At 68.0% G+C, this 20,642-nt stretch carries 13 protein-coding genes and 1 pseudogene; 4 read left to right on the forward strand and 10 right to left on the reverse strand.

What is annotated here, in order from left to right:
• The first annotated feature begins 19 nt into the window (after positions 1–19).
• Complete coding sequence (locus tag CFE50_RS03300; RefSeq protein ID WP_286731155.1) at positions 20–916, forward strand: hypothetical protein; 897 nt, start codon at positions 20–22, stop codon at positions 914–916.
• Here the strand turns inward: CFE50_RS03300 and CFE50_RS03305 are convergent.
• Positions 842–2,947 carry an NAD(P)-binding protein gene (locus tag CFE50_RS03305; RefSeq protein WP_286731157.1) on the reverse strand — a complete coding sequence of 702 codons (2,106 nt, stop codon included), beginning with the start codon at positions 2,945–2,947 and terminating at the stop codon, positions 842–844. The genes CFE50_RS03300 and CFE50_RS03305 overlap by 75 nt on opposite strands.
• 170 nt (positions 2,948–3,117) lie before the next feature.
• On the opposite strand from CFE50_RS03305, the gene CFE50_RS03310 reads away from it, so the two are divergent.
• Both CFE50_RS03310 and CFE50_RS03315 read left to right on the forward strand, forming a co-directional pair.
• Positions 3,118–9,723, forward strand: coding sequence for a response regulator (locus tag CFE50_RS03310; protein ID WP_286731160.1), 6,606 nt, complete (start codon positions 3,118–3,120; stop codon positions 9,721–9,723).
• 6 nt (positions 9,724–9,729) lie between these two features.
• Complete coding sequence (locus CFE50_RS03315; RefSeq protein WP_286731162.1) at positions 9,730–10,644, forward strand: diguanylate cyclase domain-containing protein; 915 nt, start codon at positions 9,730–9,732, stop codon at positions 10,642–10,644.
• An 18-nt stretch (positions 10,645–10,662) separates the two neighbouring features.
• Here the strand turns inward: CFE50_RS03315 and CFE50_RS03320 are convergent, their stop codons facing one another.
• From CFE50_RS03320 to CFE50_RS03360, 9 genes and pseudogenes are all read right to left on the reverse strand, one after another.
• Positions 10,663–11,691 (reverse strand): GGDEF domain-containing response regulator, encoded by a 1,029-nt coding sequence (locus CFE50_RS03320; protein ID WP_027599840.1) that lies wholly within the window; start codon positions 11,689–11,691, stop codon positions 10,663–10,665.
• A gap of 96 nt (positions 11,692–11,787) precedes the next feature.
• Entirely contained in the window at positions 11,788–12,825 is a 1,038-nt protein-coding gene (gene cheB / locus CFE50_RS03325) for a chemotaxis-specific protein-glutamate methyltransferase CheB (protein ID WP_286731166.1), read from the reverse strand.
• A complete protein-coding gene (locus CFE50_RS03330; RefSeq protein WP_286731168.1) occupies positions 12,822–15,008 on the reverse strand; it encodes a hybrid sensor histidine kinase/response regulator in 2,187 nt (728 codons plus the stop codon). The genes cheB and CFE50_RS03330 overlap by 4 nt, the downstream gene beginning before the upstream one ends.
• The gene (locus CFE50_RS03335; RefSeq protein ID WP_044340740.1) at positions 15,005–15,532 is read right to left on the reverse strand and encodes a chemotaxis protein CheW; all 528 of its coding nucleotides are present in this window, start codon (positions 15,530–15,532) and stop codon (positions 15,005–15,007) included. The genes CFE50_RS03330 and CFE50_RS03335 overlap by 4 nt, the downstream gene beginning before the upstream one ends.
• The gene (locus CFE50_RS03340; RefSeq protein ID WP_286731171.1) at positions 15,529–16,779 is read right to left on the reverse strand and encodes a CheR family methyltransferase; all 1,251 of its coding nucleotides are present in this window, start codon (positions 16,777–16,779) and stop codon (positions 15,529–15,531) included. The genes CFE50_RS03335 and CFE50_RS03340 overlap by 4 nt, the downstream gene beginning before the upstream one ends.
• Positions 16,776–17,231: a chemotaxis protein CheW gene (locus tag CFE50_RS03345; RefSeq protein ID WP_286731949.1), complete on the reverse strand. Its 456-nt coding sequence runs from the start codon at positions 17,229–17,231 to the stop codon at positions 16,776–16,778. The genes CFE50_RS03340 and CFE50_RS03345 overlap by 4 nt, the downstream gene beginning before the upstream one ends.
• A 2-nt stretch (positions 17,232–17,233) precedes the next feature.
• Entirely contained in the window at positions 17,234–19,039 is a 1,806-nt protein-coding gene (locus CFE50_RS03350) for a methyl-accepting chemotaxis protein (protein ID WP_286731173.1), read from the reverse strand.
• A 208-nt stretch (positions 19,040–19,247) separates the two neighbouring features.
• A pseudogene (locus tag CFE50_RS03355) lies at positions 19,248–19,424 on the reverse strand (con-10 family general stress protein); the annotation flags it as partial.
• A gap of 351 nt (positions 19,425–19,775) precedes the next feature.
• Positions 19,776–20,096: a hypothetical protein gene (locus tag CFE50_RS03360; protein ID WP_286731176.1), complete on the reverse strand. Its 321-nt coding sequence runs from the start codon at positions 20,094–20,096 to the stop codon at positions 19,776–19,778.
• Between CFE50_RS03360 and CFE50_RS03365 the strand changes: the two genes are divergently transcribed.
• The gene (locus CFE50_RS03365) at positions 20,095–20,637 is read left to right on the forward strand and encodes a helix-turn-helix domain-containing protein (RefSeq protein WP_286731178.1); all 543 of its coding nucleotides are present in this window, start codon (positions 20,095–20,097) and stop codon (positions 20,635–20,637) included. The two genes, CFE50_RS03360 and CFE50_RS03365, sit on opposite strands and share 2 nt — an antisense overlap.
• Positions 20,638–20,642: the final 5 nt, after the last annotated feature.

Below are 20,642 nucleotides of genomic sequence, written 5' to 3' on the forward strand. Positions count from 1 at the left end.
CACGCAGGGCAGGGAAGGCATGTACACCTATGAAGACGCCGTCGCGGCGACCCGCGAACTCTGTCGCCAGATCGAGAACGTGCCTGCCCGGCGGCGGGCGGTCCGCGAGGACTTCTACAGGAGCTTTGGCGACGCCGACCACGATGGCCTGAGCTATGGCGATTCGGAGCTGGCCTTTCTCGACTGGGAAATCCAGGCCGGTGTCCTGGATCCCGTGACCGGCAGCGCCTGGTGGCGCAACGTCAATCTGCACTTCATCTATCTGTCCGAGCTGGCCGGTTGTCTGGCGCAGCATGGCCTGGCCGGTGACCAGGCGCCCTATCCGACGCGCTGCTGGCTAACCTTTATCGCCGATCCCACCCCGCGTCACTGGTATCGGGCGCACAACGCCTCCATCCTCGCCGGCTTCGCCCTGCATCAGGCGGATGCGCGCGCCGAGAACGCGGTGGGTCGGCTGTTTCTCAATATCACCCTCTACCGACTGATGTTCGCCCAGGCCCTGGTAGAGGAGGCGACGCTGTTCGCCGAGCTGGGGGCCTTGCTGGCCGATCCGCGCGGCTTCTCGGTCAAGTTGCTGGTCAGCCTGGCCGACTTTTATCCCCCGCACTATCCCCTCACCGAAGCGGATCGCGAGGTGATCGAGGGTCACGGCCTGGGTATCGAGGAACTGGGCGTGCGCCTCATGGACGGCTGGATTCGGCTGGAATTGCCTCGCCTCTACAGCGAGGCTGCGGTCTGGAACCAGGCGCCCGAGTTGCTGGATTACCTGGACGGCAGCGAGCCTTGCTATCCACCTGCCGTGGACCGCAGCGCCGAGCGCGCAGCGGCCCAGGCGGTGGCACTACTGGAAGGCGTCCTCGCCGGGCAGGATCTCGCCGTGGCCGAGCAGGGCGCGAGCGGTCTGCAGGCCGGATAGGGTCGCTGATTCCACGCAGCCCATGTTGAAGCCGTTGTCGATCCAGTCGCCGGTCAGGTAGAGGTTGCGGCAGACGCTGCCGTCGGTGGTCAGCCGATGGCGGCTGCTGCCCGCCACACTCTGCACATAGCGCTCGCTGGGATCGACGTTGGCCCGCCAGTACTGATAGTCGAAGCGCGCCGGTCCCTGGACCTCGGCGGGTGCCAGCAGAAAGTCCCACCGATAGCCCGCCGGGGTCACGGCTTGGGGCCAGTAGGCACCCAGCTTGACGTTCATGAGGTCGAGGAAGGCCTGCTTCACCTTGGTGGCTTCCTGCTGCGGATAGTCATCCTTTTTGCCGATGGGCGGAGCGGCCGCGGCGGCGAGCACCCCGCAGAAATAGCTGATGTCCGCCGGCGGGGTGCCGTTCGACCAGTCCTCCCGGTCCACCAGGTAGCTGACGTCGGCCCAGGAGTCCATCGGCTGGGCGGCGAAGCCCAGCAGCTCGGGGGCCTGGCCACCCTCGGGTGAGCCGCTCCAGCCCAGTTGCCAGGCGTCGCGGTTCTGCCAGAGTTGCACCGCCTGGGTGGCGACGGTGGCCACCTGCCGGGTCATGCGCGCGAATGCCGGGTCCAGGGCGCAGAGGCTGGGGGCCAGGTCGGCCAGGCCGGCCACGGAGATCCCCAGCACCACCTCGTCGAAGTCGCGGTCGACCTGCAGCTCCAGCTGCTCGACGCCCTGCCAGCCACTCCAGTTGGATTCCAGGTTGATCTGGCCCTCCTGCAGCTCCCGGGCGACCTCGTCGTCGAGTTGCTCGTACAGCGGCGCCGAAGGCCAGCAGGGCAGGCCTTTGACGTCCACCAGCGGTTGGTAGGCGGCGCCCTTGAGCCTGACCTGGCGCTGGATCTGCAGGCGCGTCACCCGCGGCCCCTGGCCGTCGTCGGCGGCTTCGATGGCGGTGACCTGGTGGAAGAAACGGAAGTCCACCCCGCGGCGGGCGAGCACCTGGTAGTAGGGCGCGAAGACCACGTCGCCCATGCCGGCCTGCATGCGCCAGATAAAGGAGCCCTTGGCCGTGGTCAGGGCCAGCAGGGCGGCGCGCAGCACGGTGCCGGCCTCGACGTCGGGCTGGGCGAGATCGCCGTCGCGATAGGCGAAGATGCCGCCGTGCAGGGACTTGAGCACCGCGCCGTCCAGGGTCGCGGCGCTGGCGCCGTGACGGCTCAGCCAGGCCTGGAAGGTTTCTGCGTTGAGCGCCGCGAAGCCCTTGGCATAGACCTCGTCGGCGAGCATGCCGATCAGCACGGTCAGGCCGAAGTCCATCAGCAGCCATAGCCGGTGGGCCTTGACGTGGGTCTGACTGCGGTCGTGCAGGATGTCGCCAAGCAGGCCGCGGAGTTTGCGCAGCAATGCCAGCAGCACGGGATGGTCGACGCCGTCGGGCAGCGCCGTGCGGGCCTGCTGCAGCTGGTGCTCGGCCTCGTTCAGAAGTCGCTCATGCAGCTCCTCGCGACAGTGCGCGCGCAGCCGGGCGAACAGGCCGCCTGGCGCAGCGCCGGTCGAGGTGTCGTTCACCTCGCCCAGCCGCAGCAGCCACTCCAGGAGATCGCCGAGGGCGGCCATGAAGGGCTTGGGATTCCAGCCCTCGCCGGGCTTGCCGGGCAACGCCAGGGTGTCGATGGGCCAGGTGGTCCATTGCGCCTGGAAGTCGTCGGCGAAGGCGGTGTGGGAATGCGGGAAGAAGGCCTCGTCAAGGGTCGCCAGCGGCGCACCGGCGGGCCGGTCCAGTTCCTCGTAGCACTGCCTCAGGCTGTGGAAGGCATTGTAGTAGAAGCCGAACCAGACATGGATGCCGTGTTCCTCGATGCGCTGGTGATCGGCGGCATTGCGTCCGCTGGCCCCCTTGCCGCCGAGACGCCAGCCCTGCTGGTACAGGGTGATCTGGTAACGCTCCTGCCAATTGGGTTCACTAGTAAGACGAAAGGCGGTGGTGACGGCGGACACGCCGCCGCCCAAGATGGCGATTTTGCGGACAGAAGGTACAGCGTCCATGCCTATTGCTCCGAAGTGTGCAAATTGTTGCACCAGTGGACGAATGCCATGTGATGGCTAGGGTAATATCACTTTATCGAAAAGTTCCCTTGAGACTTTAGCAAGGCAACGGAAATAGTTGAGGTGCTGGCCCGGTATCGCCCGGTCGGCCGAGGATCGAGGCGAACGCGGTGTTGAGGATTCCTGGCTACAGCTGCAAGACGCGGGTGAGCGAAAGCCGCCATGCCCTGATCTACCGCGGCACGCGGCTGGTCGATGGCCAGCCGGTGATCCTCAAGCAGCTGGCCGCCGACTATCCCACGCCCCAGGCCCAGGCCGGGCTGCGCCATGAATTCGAGCTGACCCGCCGCGCCAGTGCCAGCGGGGCGGTGAGCGCCGCCCTGGAACTGCTGGAATACCAGGGTCGCCAGGTACTGGTGCTCGAAGACATCGGCGGTAGCGACCTGGCCGAATTGCTCGCCGCCGGGCCGCTGGCGCTGGATGACTTCTTCGACTGGGCGCTGGCCATCGTCCGCGCCCTGGCGCGGCTGCACCGGCTGCGCATCGCCCACAACGACCTCAATCCACGCAATATCGTCTGCAACTGCACCACGGGCAGCCTGCGGCTGACCGATCTGGGCATCGCCACGGTCTTTGGCGCCGTCCAGGGCAGCGATAGCCGCCTGGAAGGCTCGTTGACCTATCTCGCCCCGGAACAGAGCGGGCGGACCGGACGGCACCAGGACTATCGCAGCGACTTCTATGCGCTGGGCGTGACCTTCTACGAGATGCTCGCGGGCGAGCCGCCGTTCCGTGCCCAGGATCCGCTGGAGCTGGTGCATGCGCACCTGGCGATGCGCGCGCCCTCGCTGGTCGAGCGGGTGCCGACGGTACCGCCGATGCTGGCGGCGCTGGTGGACAAGCTCATGGCCAAGGCCGCCGAAGAGCGCTACCAGGGCTGCTTCGGCATCCTGCGCGACCTGCAGCGCTGTCAGGCGGCCCATCAGGCCGGTGAGCGGACGCCCTTCGCCCTCGGTGAGCAGGATCCGCCCGCGCGACTGGTGCCGGTGCGTACCCTGCAGGGGCGCGGCGCGCCCCTGCGCTTGCTGGAAGAGGCACTGGCCCGGGCGACAATGGGTCGGATCGAAGCCGTCTTCGTCAGCGGCCATTCCGGGGTGGGCAAATCGGCGCTGGTGCAGGCCTTCGTCCGCCGCCAGGGCGAACGGGTGCTGCTCGCCCACGGCAAGTTCGAGACCCTTGGTAATGGCGTGCCCTATGGCGCCCTGCGCCAGGCCTTGCGCGAGCTGGTGGAGATCGGCCAGACCCTGGGCGAGGCCTTTGCCGACCGCCTGATCGAGGCCCTCGGCGGCAACGCCGGGGTGCTGACCGAGGTCTCCCCCGAGCTGGCCAGCTGGCTCGGGCCCCAGCCACCGGTGGCCGAATTGCCGCCGCTACAGGCCGAACAACGCTTCGACGAGGCCGTGGTCGCGCTGCTGCTGGCCTTTGCCGCGGACACCCGGCCGCTGCTGCTGTGGCTGGACGATCTGCAGTGGGCCGACAGTGCGTCGCTGCGGCTGATCGAGCGCCTGCTGGCCCGCGGCGATCAGGGGCCGCTGCTGCTGGTGGCGACCCATCGCGAAGAGCAGCTGGCGGGCAGCGCCCTGGAACGGTTGCTCGGCGCGGCGCTGATCCGCAATGTGTCGCTGGGACCGCTGTCGCGGGTAGAAATCGAGCGACTGATCGCCGAGCTGCTGCCGGCACCGGCGGAAGACCAGGCGGCCCTGGCCGGCCTCTGCCTGGACAAGACCCTTGGCAATCCCTTCTTCATCGAGCAGCTGCTGCGCAGCCTGCAGCAGGAAGGCCTGCTGGAATTCGACGGCGAGACCGGCCAGTGGCACTGGGAGCTGGCCCGGCTCCAGGCGCTGGACGTCTACGACAACGTCGTCGACTTCATGGTGGGCAAGCTCAAGGACCTGCCGGCCGCCACCTCGCAGCTGCTGCAATGGGCAGCCTGCCTGGGCACCCATTTCTCCAGCGACCGCCTCGCCGCGCTGATGGCGGAATCGCCCGCGGACATCCGCCGGCGCTGCCAGTCGCTGGTGCAGGAAGGCCTGCTCACCGAGCCCGAGGGTGGCCAGGTGGGTGAGCAGACGCCCACCCACTACAGCTTCCTGCACGATCAGGTACGCCATGCCGCCCATTCGCTGCTGGCGCCCGCCGAGCGCGAACGTGTCCATCTGCGCGCCGGGCAGCTGTATCTCGCCGAAGGCAGCGCCACGCGGCTGGACGCGGTCAGTCACCTCAACCTGGCCGTCGCCCTGATCGAGACGCCCGCCGAGCGGCTGCAGCTGCTGGAGCTCAATCTGGACGCCGCCCGCAAGGCGCGCCAGGCCAATGCCTATCCGGCCGCCCAGGATTTCCTGCGCACGGCCGTTACGCTGATCGACGCCGCCGCCTGGGAGAGCCGCCACGCGCTGCTGTTCCAGCTGCATCGGGAATGGGCCGAGGTCGCGCACCTCTGTGGCGATGCCACCGAAGCCCTGCGCATCTGCGAACTGCTGTTGCCGCGCGCGCGCAGCACCTTCGAGGAAGCCGGGGTGCGGGCCCTGCAGATCGATCTCTACAGCGGCCTCGGGCGCTTTACCGAAGCCCTGACCGTGGCCAAGGCCGGTATCCAGGCACTGGACGAGCCCTGGCCGGAGGCACCGGACGCCATCAATCAGGCCATTGGCGCCGACAGCGCCGAGGTCGAGGCCTGGCTGGCCACGCGCAACCCGGCGGCGCTGCTCGACCTGCCGCGCATGGAAGACCCGCGCGCCCAGTTGCTGATCCGCCTGCTGGGCCTGCTCTGGGGGCCGGCGATCAACGTCGACCTGCCAATGAGCCTGCTGGCGGTCATGCGCATCGTCAAGCTGTCGATCCAGTACGGCAACGGCGATCTCTCGCCCTTCGGCTATGCCAACTACGGCTCGCTGCTGTCGGCCTTCCACGGTCGCTACGAGCTGGGTTATCAGGTCGGGCGGCTGGCCGTCGACCTGGTGGACCGCACCGGCAATCTGCCGCTCAAGTGCAAGGTCTACACCATGTTCGCGGTGACCAACAGCCCCTGGTCGAGCCCCATCGCGGACAACGTCGCCCTGCTGCGCGAGGCCCTGGCGGCCGGTCAGCGCACCGGCGAGATCATCTTCACCGCCTACAGCGCCTTCCACATCCTCAAGCACCTGCAGCACGCCGGCGCGCCGCTGGACGACATCCTCGGCGAAACCGCGGAGATCGAGCGGATCCTGCTAGGGATCGGCGATCCCAACACCCTGGAGATCTTCACCATCCTGCGCCAGTCGCTGCGCCTGCTGCAGGGCCTCACCCCGAGCCAGGAGACTTGGGACGAGGAGGGCCAGGACGAAGCGGCACTGGTGCGGCAGATGCAGGACAGCGGCCATGTCCTCTGCCTGAACTACTACGACTTCAACAAGATGCAGGCGGCGCTGCTGTTCCGCCGACTGCCCCAGGCCCGGCAGCACGCCGAAGCCATGGAGGCCTCGCTGGCGGCCAGCTTCGGCTGGTTCAGCATCGCCGAGCACGCCTTCTATCAGGCGCTGATCCTGCTCGCCGAGGGCGAGCTGGCGGGCGAGACCCTGGCCAAGATCGAGACCGCCCAGGATCGGTTGAGTGGTTGGGCGGCGCACTGCCCGGAAAACTTCGCCCACAAGCGCGACCTGGTGGCCGCTGAACGGGCGCGCCGCGAGGGCCGCGCCGACGCCGCCATGGACCTCTATGAGCAGGCCCTGGAATCCGCGCGGCTGCATGGCTTCCGCCAGGGTGCGGCGCTGGCCGAGGAACTCTATGGGCGTTTCTGGCTGGAACAGCAGCGTCCGCGCATCGCCCGGACCTACCTGCAGGACGCCCAGCGCAGCTATCTGCACTGGGGCGCCGCAGCCAAGGCCCAGGTGCTGGAAAACGAATTTCCCCACTGGTTGCGCGTGGCCGAGGCCACTCCCCTGACGGTGCAGCGCACCCAGGCCCAGTCCACCAGCGACATCATGCGCCTGGACTGGCTGTCGGTGCTCAAGTCGCTGCAGACCATCTCCAACGAACTGGCGCTGGATCAGCTGCTGGCGCGGATGATGCGCATCATCCTGGAGGAGGGCGGCGCTCAGCATGGCTTGCTGCTGTTGCCCGAGGGCGGGCGCTGGCTGGTGCAGGCCTCGGTCTGCAGTGGCGCCGCCGAGCCCAAGGTGCTGCAGGGACTGCCGCTGGCGCTGAACGAGCAGGATGCCGGCGAGGGTCTGGTGCCCCTGACCCTGGTGTCCCATGTGATCCGCCATCGCGAGCCGGTGATTCTCGACGACGCCGCCCGTGCCGGTCGGTTCGTCCGCGACGCCTACATGCGCGCGCGCCGTCCGCGGTCGGTCTGCTGCCTGCCGGTGCTGCGCCAGAATCGCCTGATCGGCATCCTCTATCTGGAAAACAACCTGCTGGCCCAGGCCTTCACCCCGGGGCGGTTGCAGGTGCTGAGCATCCTGGCCACCCAGGCGGCGATCTCCCTGGAACACGCGCAGATTTACGAGACCCTGGAGCAGCGCGTCGGCGAGCGCACCCTCGAACTGGACCAGGCGCGCATTCGCGCCGAAGAGGCGGCCGCGGCCAAGTCGCTGTTCCTGGCGACCATGAGCCACGAGATCCGCACCCCGCTCAATGCGGTGATCGGCCTCAGCCGCCTGACCCTGGGTACCAGGCTGTCCGGCGAACAGCGCGGCCATGTCGGCAAGATCCTCGATTCCGGCGAGACCCTGCTGAGCGTGATCAATGACGTGCTCGACTATTCGCGCAACGAAGCCGGCGGTACCCAGCTGGAACAACTGGGCTTCAACCTGGCCAAGGTGCTCGAACGCACCCTCAATCTCTGCGCCCTCAAGGCCCATGAGAAGGGTGTCGAACTGGTGCTGGATTGCGGTCCGGATATTCCCCTGGCGCTGGAAGGCGATCCGCTGCGCCTGCAGCAGGTGCTGGTCAATCTGCTGAGCAATGCGGTCAAGTTCACCGAGCGGGGCCATGTGCTGATCCGGGTCGGCGCGGTCTGCGAAGCCGGTCGTGCCCATTTCAGTTTGGCGGTGGAAGACACCGGCATCGGCCTGACCGAGGCCCAGCAGGCACAACTCTTCCAGCCCTTCACCCAGGCGGACGGCTCCATCAGCCGCCGCTATGGCGGGACTGGCCTGGGCCTGGCGATCTCCCGCCAGCTCACCGAACTCATGGGCGGCACCCTCGACGTCCACAGCGAAGCCGGGCGCGGCTCCTGCTTTACCCTGCGGCTGACCCTGCCCGTGGTGGGCGAGCCCGAGCGGCTGCCCAGCCAGACCCCGCGCCAGGTCCTGCTGGTGGACGACCACGGTCTGGCCCGGCGCACCCTGGGGCAACGGCTACGCGAACTGGGCATGCAGGTGGTGGAAGCCGAATCCACCGAGCAGGCCCTGGCGGCCATGGCCACGTCGGTCTTCGAATTGGCCATCGTCGACTGGCGCCTGGGCGGCGAAGACGGCCTGGCCCTGGCGCGCCAGCTGCGCGCCCGGCAGCCGGAGTTGGCAGTGACCCTGCTGGCCTCGCCCTACGAGGCGGAAGAGGTGCGCAGCCTGGGCGAGGATCTGCCGGGTCTGGAGCTTCTCGACAAACCGGTTACCGGTCCCGCCGTGCAGCGACTGCTGTCCGGACTGGGCCTGGCGCCGGTCGCCGCGCCGACGGTGGGCCAGAGTGTGGTGGATCTGCAGGGCATCCGCCTGCTGCTGGTGGACGATAACGCCATCAACCGCCAGGTGGTCATCGGCTTCCTGCAGGGCAGCGGCATCCTGATCGACGTGGCCGAAGACGGCCAGGCCGCGCTGGACCAGCTGGAACAGCAGCGCTACGACCTGGTGCTGATGGACGTCCATATGCCACGCCTGGACGGCCTGTCGGCCACCCGCGAATTGCGTACCCGACCGGCGCTGGCCGGGTTGCCGGTCATCGCCATGACCGCCAACGGCCTGCCGGGCGATCGCGAGCGCTGCCTGGATGCCGGCATGAACGATCATCTGGTCAAGCCGCTCGATCCCGCCGAACTGTTCCGCATCATCGCCGCCTGGGCCAATCTCGAGCAGCTGCAACGGGCCGAGCGCAAGGCGGTGGAAGAGGTCGTGGAGGTCAAGGAGATCGGCGTGCTGGCGCGGGCGCGTGCCAGTGCGGTGCTCGAACCCGAGTCGGCGCTGCGCCTGCTGCGCGGCAGCGCCGAACTCTATGAACAGCTGATCCGCGATTTCCGCGTGCAACAGGCCGAATTGCCGGGGCGGATCTCCGCCTGGCGCGCGGCCGACGATGTCACCGCGCTGTTCGAGTGCGCCCACGGCCTGCAGGCCACCGCCGCCTATGTCGGCGCCATCGACCTGCAGGAAGCGGCGCAACGCCTGACCAACAGGATCCGCCTGGCCCAGCCCATCGGCGAGGACGTGCGCCGCCTGCACGCCGAGGCTGAGCGCTGCCTGGCGTCTCTCGACGAGATCCTGGTCGAGGTGACCGGTGGCGAGGAGGGCACGGTCGAGGAGCTGGAGGCCCTGCTCGAACGCCTGGTCGGACTGCTGCAGACCTCGGATTTCGCCGCCGAGGAGGTGCTCGACACCCTGCTGCGCGCCTGCGTCAGCACCCCCCACAGCGCCGACGTGGTGCGCATCCGCGAATGGGTGAACGAGGTCGAGTTCGAACACGCCGCCGATGCCACCGCGGATCTGCTGCGGCGTGTGCGGCAGGCCGGACCACGGTCGAGATAATTGCCCATGGAGGGGCGCCGTCCGGACCTGCCGTTGATCCTCATCGTCGACGATCAGAAGAGCAATCTGCGCGTCCTCGGTGATCTGCTGCGCGACGAGGCGCGCATCATGCTGGCCAAGAGCGGGGTCCAGGCCCTGACCAAGGCCGCTCGCGAGCACCCCGACCTGATCCTGCTGGACGTGGTGATGCCCGGCATCGACGGCCTGCAACTGATCCAGTTGTTCAAGCGCCGCGCCGAGACCAGTGCCATCCCGGTGATCTTCATCACCGCGGCCAATGACCTGCACCGCGAGGTGGAGTGTTTCGAACTGGGCGCCAGCGACTTCATCCAGAAGCCCTTCAATCCTCTGGCCGTGCTGGCGCGGGTGCGGCTGCACCTGCAACTGGCCCGCCAGCGGCGGCTGCTCGAAGAACTGGCGCACATGGATCCGCTGACCGCAGTGGGCAATCGCCGCCGCTTCGACGAGCAGCTGGCGATCGAGTGGCAGCTGGCGGTCAGCCGGCGGGGCGCGCTGGCCATCGCCATGCTCGATATCGACTATTTCAAGCAGTACAACGATACCCATGGCCATGGCGCCGGCGATCAGGCGCTGGCGCGGGTCGCCCAGGTGCTGGAACAGCGTATCCGCGAGCGGGATTGCTTGGCGCGTTATGGTGGGGAGGAGTTCGTGCTGCTGCTACCGGGCGCCTCGCGCACGGCCGCCGAAGCGGTGCTGGAACGCTGTCGGCAGGGCATCGCCGAATTGCGCATCGCTCATCCGCTGGCCGAGGACCGGCTCTGGCTGACCATGAGCATGGGCCTGGCCTGCTGTAATCCGACCCCCGAGCAGACCCCGGAGGGCCTGCTCAAGGCCGCCGACAACCTGCTCTACCAGGCCAAGGCCGAAGGGCGTAATCGCCTGGTCAGTCGCAGCTTCTAGGTCGCAGCCGCCGCGTCCCTAGGCCGGGAGGTCCTTGCCGCTGCCCTTGACCAGGTGCACCCGGTTGCGGCCTTCGGCCTTGGCCTGGTACAGCGCCTGGTCGGTGCGCTCGATGAAGGCTTCGTGGTCGTCACCGCTCTGCGGCTGGATGCTGCCGACGCCGATGGAGATGGTGACGAAGCCCAGGTCGCTGCCGGAGTGGGCCACCTGCAACCGCTCGACACCGGCCCGGCAGGCCTCGGCGACCTTGAGCGCGCCCTCGGCGTCGGTCTCCGGCAGCACCATGGCGAATTCCTCGCCCCCGTAGCGGGCCACCAGGTCGGCCGGTCGCTTGAGTTGCTCGGTGAGCACCGCCGCCACCTTCTTCAGGCAGAGATCGCCGCTGAGGTGGCCATAGGTGTCGTTGTAGCGCTTGAAGTGGTCGACGTCGCACAGCAGCAGGGCCAGCGGCTGGCGATTGCGCCGGGCGCGCAGCCATTCGCCTTCGTAGGTCTGGTCGAAATGGCGGCGGTTGTTGATGCCGGTGAGGCTGTCGATGGCCACCAGCTTCTGCAGCTGGATATTGGCCTCGGCGAGCTGGCGCTGGCTTTCGCGCAGGAAGCGAAAGGCCTCGTCGCGCTGGGCGCGCAGCACATGGGCCTCGGAGTGGTAGCGCACCCGCGCCAGCAGTTCCAGCTTGTCGGGCAACTTGACCAGATAGTCGTTGGCGCCGGTGGCGAAGCTCTGCGCCTTGACCTGGGGGTCCTCCTTGGAGGAGAGCACCACGATGGGCACGTCGCGCAGCGCTGGTTCGGCACGGAAACGCTTGACCGTTTCCAGGCCGTCGATCTCCGGCATGATCAGGTCCTGCAGGACCACCGTGGGCTTGAGTTGCAGGGCCATGCTGACCGCCTGGTGGGCGTCCAGGCAGTAATGCAGCTCGATGTCGGGCTGATCGGCGATCATCCGCCGCAGGGCTTCGATGATGATCAGCTGATCGTCCACCAGCAGCAGGCGCACCTTGGGTGCGGTCAGGCTGTCCAGGGTATTACCCTCGTGCGTGGCCATTACTGCGAGTCCTTGTGCGGGCGGGGTCAAACGTCCCGCGTCTCTTCTTGGCCAGTCCCTGCCACTGCGTCGTCCAACGCTCCTGTTGGCGACCTGTCATATGCTGTTCCGCGAGCCGTTGCCGAAGCGTCGTTGCAGCCAGGCACCGATCTGCGTGGGGCTGAGTACGCGCTCCGCGGCGCCCATTCTAACCGCAGCCGCAGGCATGCCGTATACGGCACAACTGGCCTCATCCTGGGCCAGGGTCGGACAACCGCTCTGGCGCAGGGCATAGAGGCCGCTGGCGCCATCACGGCCCATGCCGGTCAGCAGGATCCCCAGGGCCTTGGCGGCCCGCAGCGGGTGGCTGGCGAGGTTGTCGAAGAACACATCCACCGACGGACGATAGGGGTAATCCACCGGTTCGGCGGTGTAGGCGAAGCGACCGCGCTCGTCCAGCAGCAGATGGTCGTCACCCAGGGCGACGGACACCTGACCGGGGGCGGGCAGGGCGCCGGGCAGGGCGGCGGTGACCGGCCAGGCGATCTGGGTGCCGAGCCAACCGATGAAGCTGGGGGCGAAGCGCCGATCGATGTGCTGTACCAGCACCACGCTGGCCTGGGGCGTGGGCGCCCAGGCCTCGAACAGACTGACCAGGGCTGCCGGGCCACCGGTGGAGGCGCCGATGGCCACCAGGGTGTCCGGCGTCGCCTGCGCACGATCGGCGGGAGCGGCCGCGCTGATCGGTTGCGGGCGGGCGGCGCGTTCCGGCAGGCGCACCAGGGGTTCGATACGGGCGATCTTGCGCAGCAGGGCGCCGCCATCGGCACCGCCGCTCAGGGCCGGGGTGGCCGTCACGTCGAGGGCGCCGGCGCCCATGGCGCGAAACACGCCTTCGCAGTCGTCGGGGGTGGCGGTGACCATGAGGATGGCGCAGGGCGACTGGGCCATGATCCGGCGGGTGGCCTCGATGCCGTCCAGACGGGGCATCTGCAGATCCATGAGGATCAGATCCGGGCGGTCCTCGGCGCAGCGCGCCACCGCTTCCTCGCCGTCGTGGGCGATCCAGGCGACCGTATGGCGACCATCGCCCGTCAGCAGGCGGCGCAGGGCTTCGGTGGCCAGCAGCAGATCGTTGACGATGGCGATTCTCATGGCGCTCCGATGAGGTCCTGCACGGCGGTGATCAGGGCGTCATCGTGGAAGCTGCCCTTGGTCAGGTAGTAGTCGGCACCGGCCTGCATGCCCTTGAGCCGGTCTTCCGGGCGATCCTTGTAGGACACGATCATCACCGGCAGCGCATGCAGACGCGGATCGCGGCGCACCAGTTCCACCAGTTCGATACCGTTCATGCGGGGCATGTCGATGTCCGACAGCAGCATGTCGAATTCGCCGGCGCGTACGGCGTTCCAGCCATCCATGCCATCCACCGCGACCTCCACCTGGTAGCCCTGGCCTTCCAGCAGCTTGCGCTCCATCTCGCGCACCGTGAGGGAGTCGTCCACCACCAGAATACGCTTGACCCGCCGGCTGTCCAGGACGGCGCCGCTCTGCACCTGGCGCAGGCGGCCTTCGCCGAGCAGGCGCTCGATGCCGGTGAGCAGATCGGCGACGTCCAGCAGGAGCACCGGACTGCCGTCGTCGAGCAGCGCCCCGGCGGTGACCGAGCGCAACTTGCCAAAGATCTCGTCCAGCGGCTTGAGCGCCAGGCCCTGCTCGCCCCGCAGGCGATCCACCACCAGCCCGTAGCGCCGGTCGCCGCTGCCGATCACCAGCACGGCGAGATCGCCGCTGGGCGGCGCGCCGTCCAGCTCCAGCAGCTGATGGGCGGCGACCAGGCCCAGGCGATCCTCGCCGAGCAGGAAGAAGGCCTTGCCCTCCAGCGAGTGCACCGCGGCCGGATCCAGGCGCAGCACCCGTTCGATGCGGTTGACCGGCAGGGCATAGGCCTCGCCGGCGATGTCGACGATGAGGGCGCGGACGATGGAGCGACTGACCGGGACCAGCAGGTGGGTGCTGAAGCCCAGCCCCGGGCGGGTTTCCAGGCGGACCTCGCCATCCAGGGCGCGAATGGCGTCGGCCACCACGTCCAGGCCCACGCCGCGTCCGGACAGCTCGGTCACCGTCTCCTTGAGACTGAACCCGGGCAGCAGCAGGAATTCCAATAATTCCGCCGGGCTCAGCTCGGCGGCCACCGACGGCGGACTGAGGCGGCGGGCGATCACCGCCGCGCGGATGCGCTCCAGGTCCAGGCCACGACCGTCGTCGTGCAGACTGACCTGCAGGCGGCCGGCGACATGCCGCGCCTCGAGGCGGATCTGGCCGCACTCGGGCTTGCCCAGGGCGCGGCGTTCGGCCGGGGTTTCCAGGCCGTGGTCGACGGCATTGCGCAGGAGGTGATTGAGCGGGCTTTCCAGCCGTGCCAACACCTCGCGATCGATCAGGGTGTCGGCGCCGTCCACCTGCAGCACGGCGTCCTTGTCCAGACCCCGGGCCAAATCGCGCACCAGTCGCGGAAAGCCCTGGACGGCATCGCGCAGCGGGCGCATGCGCACCCCCAGCACCTCGTCCAGCAACCCCTGGCAGACCCCGAGCAGGCGCCGCTCATAGGCTTCCAGGGCCTGCAGCTGCTGCTGATAGCGATCGAGCAGGCCTTCCTGGCGCTGACGCAACTCGCTGCTGACCGCCTGGGCCTGGCCGAACAGTCCCTGCAATTCGGCGCGATAGCCCTGGAAGCCCTGGACCAGGCTATGCAGGCCGAGGCCCATGACCCGCGCCTCGCTGGTGAGGGCGAGAATCTGGTTGAAGCGACCACTGTCCACCCGCAGCGGATCCCGACTGCGCTCGGCGTCGGGTGCCGGTTCGTCCTGGACCGCCGGGGCAGGCATCGGCTCCTGGGGGGCGGCCACGCCAGGCGGGGGCGCTTCGCTGTCAGTGGCGCTGAGCGCCTGCGCCAGTGCCCGCTGGGCATCACGCTGCTCGCGCTGCCAGCGCTGGCTGGCGGCTTCGTCCAGGCGACTGACCTCGCCGAGAACATCGACGCAGCGAAACAGCTGGTCGATATCCGCCGGTCCGAGCCTGCGGCGCCCGGCCTGAACGGCGACCAGGCAGTCCTCCATGGCATGGGCCAACTCCACCAGGCCGTCGAGATCGACGATGCGCGCCGCACCCTTGATGGAATGGGCCGCGCGCATCATCGGCTCGATCACCCCCGTGTCTGAGGGATCGCGCTCCAGACGCAGCAGGCCGGCATCCAGCGGCTGCAGATGACTCTGCACTTCGCTGGCGAAGAGATCATAGAGGGACATCTCGCGCACATCGCGCGGTGGCTGGCTCATCGCAGCGCCTCCTCCAGGGCCCGCTCCAGCCGTGGCAGATCGAGCAGGCCGACCTGGTACTCGCCTTCGCGATAGACACCGCCCAGATAGCTGAGCAAGTCGCCGCCCAGGGTCGCGGGAGGCGGCTGCACCTCGCCGGGGGCATAGCGCTGCAGCCCCAGCACCTCGTCCACCTGCACGGCCCAGTCGCGGCGGCCGACATGCAACAGCAGCAGGCGCGGAAAGCCACGGGTCTGGGCACCTGGTGCCACCGCCAGCAGCAGCTCCAGGGCAATGCAGGGCTGCAGCTGGCCGCGTACCGGGACGATGCCGCGGAGCAGCGGCGAACGCCGGTGAGGAACGCGGTGCACGGCGGTGGGTTCGGTGGCGGTCACCAGACAACTGCCCGGCAGCCCCAGCCATTCGGCGCCCAGACGAAAGACCAGGGCGCTGGCCGAGCGCGCCTGGCGGTCGTCCAGGGGTTCGGCATAGTGCTCGGCCCAGGCGGCGCGCTCCAGGGCGCTGAGTTCACGATTCAGGCTCATGCGTCGTCACCGGCGCGGGTCTGGATGCGCGCGGCGCGCTCGCGCAGGCGTCCGGCTTCGTCGAGGCGGCCGGCTCTTTCGCAGATCAGCGCCAGGCGACAGAGGGCGGGATAGTGCCCCGGCTCCAGATAGAGGGCCTGGCGCAGCGCCCGCTCGGCTTCGGCGGCGCGGTCGTCGGGCAGGATCAGCGCCAGCAGGAAGTGGGCACCGGCCTGGCTGCGATCCGCCTCGAGCAGGTTGCGCAGCAGCGCCTCGGCTTCGGCGCCACGCCCGGCGTCGGCCAGGCGCTGGGCTTCTTCGAGCGGCTGAGCGCTGCTGGCGACCGGAGTTATCGGAGCGGGTGCGGGTGTGCTTCTGGCGCGCAGGCGGGCGGGCAGCGGCGGCGCCGGGGGCGGCGGTCGCACCGCGGCCTTGCGCCGTGGCGACGCCGGCTGTGGGTGCGGACGCGCGGGTTCGGCGCCCGCGGCCTGGCGTTTGACCAGTGCCGAGGCGTGGGCCACGCCCAGGCTGGCGAAGCCATGCCGCATGGCGCTGACCATTTCCGAACTGCCGACGCAGAGCAGGCCGTCGTCGTGCATCAGGGCGGCCAAGTGGCTGAGGGCGCGGCCCTGGGTCTGGTCGTCGAAATAGATCAGCAGATTGCGGCAGAGCACCACGTCGAAGGGCGCGCCGTCGCGCAGGCTGCCCAGCTGCAGGATGTTGCCCTGGCGAAAGCGCACCTGGTTGCGCACCCGTTCGGCCAGGCGCTGGCGATCGCCCTCGGCGTCGAAATAGCGATCGCGAAAGCCGAGGTCGCGGGCGCGAAAAGAGTTGCGCCCATAGAGGCCGCGGCGGGCGCGCTCCAGGGACGGCTCGTTGATGTCCACCGCGGTGACCTGGAAGGCCTGTGCGGGCAGGCCGGTATCGAACAGCGCCATGGCCAGGGTATAGGGTTCTTCGCCGGTGGAGCAGGGCAGACTGAGCAGCCGCACCGGCGCGCCGCTGCGGGCGTGGCGCTCCTGGGCGAAGCGGGCGGCGTGGGCGATCGCCTGGGGATCGCGAAAGAACCAGGTCTCGGGGATGACCAGCAGGTCCAGCAGATCGGCGAATTCGCCTTCGTCGTCGAGGATGCGCGCCATATAGGCCTCCGCATCGCCCTCCTGGCGCTCGCGCAGGCGCTGGCGGATGGCGCGACCGAGCATGTCGTCGGCGATGGCCAGACCGGTGCGCGCCCGCACCAGGGGCGCCAGCCGGGGATCGAGCTTCACGCGGCCTCCTGGAACAGCAGGGCGGCCAGGGTCGGCGAGAGCAAGCGATCCGATTCCAGCCACAGCCAGAGGCCCTCGGGCGTCTCCAGCACTTCGCCGAGCCAGGGGTAGTCGGGCAGGCGGACACCGGCCGGTCGTGGCGCTCGGGCGGTGACCCGGCGCACGCCGGCGACGCCTTCCACCACCAGGCCGAGCGGACGGCTACCGCCCTCGGGCAGGGTGAAGTCCACCAGCAGGATACGGGTGTCCTGGCGCGCCCGGGCCGCCGGGCCGCCGCTCATGGCGGTGACGTCGACCACCGGGATCGCCGCGCCGTGCAGATTCATCAGGCCGGCGACCCCCGCAGGCGCCGCAGGAAAGCGGGTGAGCTGCAGCAGGGGCAGCACCTGGCGGATCGCCGTGGTCGGCAGGGCCGCCGCGGCCTCGGCCAGCTGGAAGACCAGGATCTGCATGCTCAACGGGTGACCGAGAAGGTGGCGACGCTGCTCTGCAGGTCCTGGGCCGCCTGTTGCAGGTACTGGACCGCCTCGCTGGTGGCCTTGAGCGCCTCGGTGGTCTGCTGGGTGCTGTCGTTGAGCTGGGTGATGGTCTCGGCGATCTGGCCGGCGCCCACCGCCTGGGACTGCATGCCCTCCAGGACGATGTCGAAGCGCGCCGGCAGCTTCTGCACGTCCTCGATCACCTCGGCCAGCTGGTCGCTGACGCTGGCCACCTCCTGCACGCTGCGGCGGATCTCCTCGGAAAACTTGTCCATGCCCATGACGCTGGCGGAGACCGCGGAATTCATGTCCTTGAGCATCTGCTCGATGTCGTCGGTGGCGGCGGTGGTCTGGTCGGACAGCCGGCGGATCTCGGTGGCCACCACCGAAAAGCCCCGCCCCGCCTCGCCGGCCTTTTCCGCTTCGATGGCGGCGTTGAGCGACAGCAGGTTGGTCTGATCGGCGACCTTGGTGATGGTGGTCAGCACCTTGTTGATGTGGCTGGACTTTTCCGACAGGGCGGCGAGCTTGGCGTTGATGGAATCGGTGGCGGCCACCATGCGCTGCATGGTGCCGTCCATGCTCGCCAGGCTGCTGCGCGCCTGCTCCGCGCCCTGGGTGGTCTCGTCCGCCACCTGCACGGCTTCTTCCATGGTGCGCACCAGGGCATTGGCGTTGGCGGCGATCTCCCGCGTGGTGCTCAGCACTTCCACGCTGGTCTGCGCCTGCTCGATGCTGGTGGCCTCCTGCTGGCGGGAGGAGGCGGCGATCTCGGTGGTGGAAGAGGTCACCTGGATACCGGCGCGCTGCACCTTGGCGATCATGCCGCGCAGGTCCTCGATCATCTTGCTCAGGCCGCGAGCCAGTTGGCCGATGGCGTCGTCGCCGGTGACGCTGGTGCGCCCGGTGAGGTCGCCCGCGGCAGCCCGGTTGACCACCCCGAGCAGGTCGTCCACATCGGCGCGCAGGCGGTGCATCAGCGCCTGTTCGCGGGCGTGGTCGTCCTGAATCTGCTGCGCCATCTGATTGAAGGCCAGGCCCACCTGGGCGAGTTCGTCACGGCCTAGCACCTGCACCCGAGCGCCGCTGTCACCGGCGGAGATGCGCGCCACGGTGTCGGTCAGGCGCCGAATCGAGCGCAACAGGTGATGGGACAGCAACCAGGCGATGAGGGCGGCCAGCAGGACGCAGAAGGCGCCGCCGGCCACCAGGGTCCAGGTCAGCTGGTCACGCACTTCCTCGGTATGGCCCGCTCGCTGCGCGGACAGCCGGCGCTCTTCGTCGGCAATGCCCTGGATCTGCTGGCGCAGATTGCTCACCTGGGTGGACAGGGTGGTGACCAGCGGTTCGTTGGCCAATTGGACCGGGCTGAGGTTGCCCGTCTCGCGCAGGCGCAGAAGGGGCTCGAAGGTGTTCTGCCGCAAACTGTCGAGATCGGCGCTCAGGCGCGCGAAGCGCTGCTGCTGGCTGGCGTTGTCCTGGGTCAGTTGCTGGGGCACACGGACGGCCGCGTTCAGGGACGGCAGCGCCTGGCGCGCGGTCTCGGCATCGCCGCTAGCGCCGGAATACCAGAAATTGCGCAATTTGGCGCGGGTTTCCAGCAGGTTGTTGTCCAGCGCCGTGACCGACAGCAGCACCTCGGCGGTGTGCCTGTCCCAGCGATTGGCGTCGACCAGGCTCTGCAAGGCGGCATAGGTCAGCCAGAGCAGCAGGACCACCAGAGCGATGATGGCAGCAAAGCCGGCGAAAAGTTTGTTCTGGATGCGAATGTTGTTGAGCATGGGCACCGGCGCAGTCGGACAGAAGCAGGGAGAGCGCGCCCTGGGCAGCACTCGGGTTGTCCGATAAAAGTAGCACGGTCATGCATTTGTGTGAGATGCGACGCACTTCTGAAGCCAGTGGCCAGTAGGGACAGGGAGACCGTCCACAGGAAGGAGCAGCCTGCCAGAGGTCAGCGCGACAGGAAGGCTGCTGGTGGATCGGCGCCGGTCAGGTCGCTTCGGCGTCGTTCGCGGCCTCGGACCGGCGAGTGCCATGGCTGTTCTGGCCACCCTTGCGCCCGGCTTCGGAAGCCCGTGTCGGATTGTTGGCGAAATTGCCGCCGCTGGCACGCCCACCCTTGCGACCCGCCTCAGCGGCGCGATCGCGATTGTTGGCGAAGTTGCCTGGATTGCTGCTCTTGTTGGCCATAAGAACCTCTCCCACTATCCGCTCTTGAAGAGTTGATGCATGCCCCGAGAGGCTAAGCGATTCGGATATTGAGAGTAGGGGTTTATAGGCCGGGTTCGAGCGAGCTGATGGAGGGGTGCTTTGTTATACGAGGTGCAACTTCGATACAGGCTTGAGCTTGAACTTCGGCGTACTAGAGCCATTGCTGGAAAAGTTGTACAGGGGCTGTAAAAGAATTTGGCAAAGACAGGAATAATTATCAGGTTAAAGGCTTCACCTGGCGCTGAAAATTCTTGAAACATCTTGCTGCAGGGTACGTATTCGTTGAGGTCTGGTGAGCTCAGGCATTCAGACGCCTATATCGAAGTCGCGTTCTGGAGTCGCCTGAAAATTATCATCATCGTCGCGTACCTCTGCTTGTTCGGTGTTACAAAATAACGCTCTTCCATGCCGGTGTAAGAGTACAGACGGCCTGGCTAGAGCCTTGAGCTGCTGAACAGTCCGGAAAGAAATCAGGATATAACGACTTTCCCGGTAAAGAATTTCTCCGATAAAGTTTAACGCGATACCAAGTTTGGCATCGGCCTGCGGCGACAGGCATGACGAAATGGTGGCCTTGCGCTTCTCTCTCTTATGTAAGAAAAATTCCCTGAATCGGGAGGTGGCCATGCTGGATCAACAACTGGCGCTGAGGCTCAAGGCGCTACGCCTGGAGCGTGAATGGTCCCTGGAGCAATTGGCGACCCTGAGTGGAGTCAGTCGCGCGACCCTGTCGCGCCTGGAGAACGCCGAGGTCAGCCCGACCACGGCGGTGCTCGGGCAACTCTGTTCAGCCTACGGCCTGACCCTGACGCGCCTGCTGCACAGCGTGGAAAGCCGCTATCCGGCCCAGGTCCAGCGCCAGGCGCAGCAGATCTGGAGCGATCCCGCGCAGGCGTTCACCCGCCGTTCGGTGTCGCCGCCGGCCCAGGCCCTGGCGGGTGAGGTCATCGAAAGCGCGCTTGGGCCGGGCGTGGACATCCGCTACGAGGCATCGCCCCGCCCAGGCCTCGAACACCATCTGCTGCTGCTCGAAGGCGAGTTGCAGCTGTGGATCGAAGACCAGTCCTACCGCCTGGGCGTCGGCGATTGCCTGCGCTATCGCCTCTGGGGCAGCAGCCGCTTCCTCAGTGGTCCGGCGGGCGCCCGTTATCTCCTGTTCATGATCTGAGGTGT

It is taken from the genome of Pseudomonas sp. PGPPP4 (genome assembly GCF_002256045.1).
GTDB classification, from domain to species: domain Bacteria; phylum Pseudomonadota; class Gammaproteobacteria; order Pseudomonadales; family Pseudomonadaceae; genus Chryseomonas; species Chryseomonas oryzihabitans.

What these genes read in the sequence shown, in the direction of transcription:
- CFE50_RS03300 (WP_286731155.1), top strand. Translation starts at nt 20, where the DNA reads ATGTACACCTATGAAGACGCCGTCGCGGCGACCCGCGAACTCTGTCGC.
- CFE50_RS03305 (WP_286731157.1), bottom strand. Translation starts at nt 2,947, where the DNA reads ATGGACGCTGTACCTTCTGTCCGCAAAATCGCCATCTTGGGCGGCGGC.
- CFE50_RS03315 (WP_286731162.1), top strand. Translation starts at nt 9,730, where the DNA reads ATGGAGGGGCGCCGTCCGGACCTGCCGTTGATCCTCATCGTCGACGAT.
- CFE50_RS03320 (WP_027599840.1), bottom strand. Translation starts at nt 11,691, where the DNA reads ATGGCCACGCACGAGGGTAATACCCTGGACAGCCTGACCGCACCCAAG.
- cheB (WP_286731166.1), bottom strand. Translation starts at nt 12,825, where the DNA reads ATGAGAATCGCCATCGTCAACGATCTGCTGCTGGCCACCGAAGCCCTG.
- CFE50_RS03330 (WP_286731168.1), bottom strand. Translation starts at nt 15,008, where the DNA reads ATGAGCCAGCCACCGCGCGATGTGCGCGAGATGTCCCTCTATGATCTC.
- CFE50_RS03335 (WP_044340740.1), bottom strand. Translation starts at nt 15,532, where the DNA reads ATGAGCCTGAATCGTGAACTCAGCGCCCTGGAGCGCGCCGCCTGGGCC.
- CFE50_RS03345 (WP_286731949.1), bottom strand. Translation starts at nt 17,231, where the DNA reads ATGCAGATCCTGGTCTTCCAGCTGGCCGAGGCCGCGGCGGCCCTGCCG.
- CFE50_RS03350 (WP_286731173.1), bottom strand. Translation starts at nt 19,039, where the DNA reads ATGCTCAACAACATTCGCATCCAGAACAAACTTTTCGCCGGCTTTGCT.
- CFE50_RS03365 (WP_286731178.1), top strand. Translation starts at nt 20,095, where the DNA reads ATGCTGGATCAACAACTGGCGCTGAGGCTCAAGGCGCTACGCCTGGAG.
- CFE50_RS03360 (WP_286731176.1), bottom strand. Translation starts at nt 20,096, where the DNA reads ATGGCCACCTCCCGATTCAGGGAATTTTTCTTACATAAGAGAGAGAAG.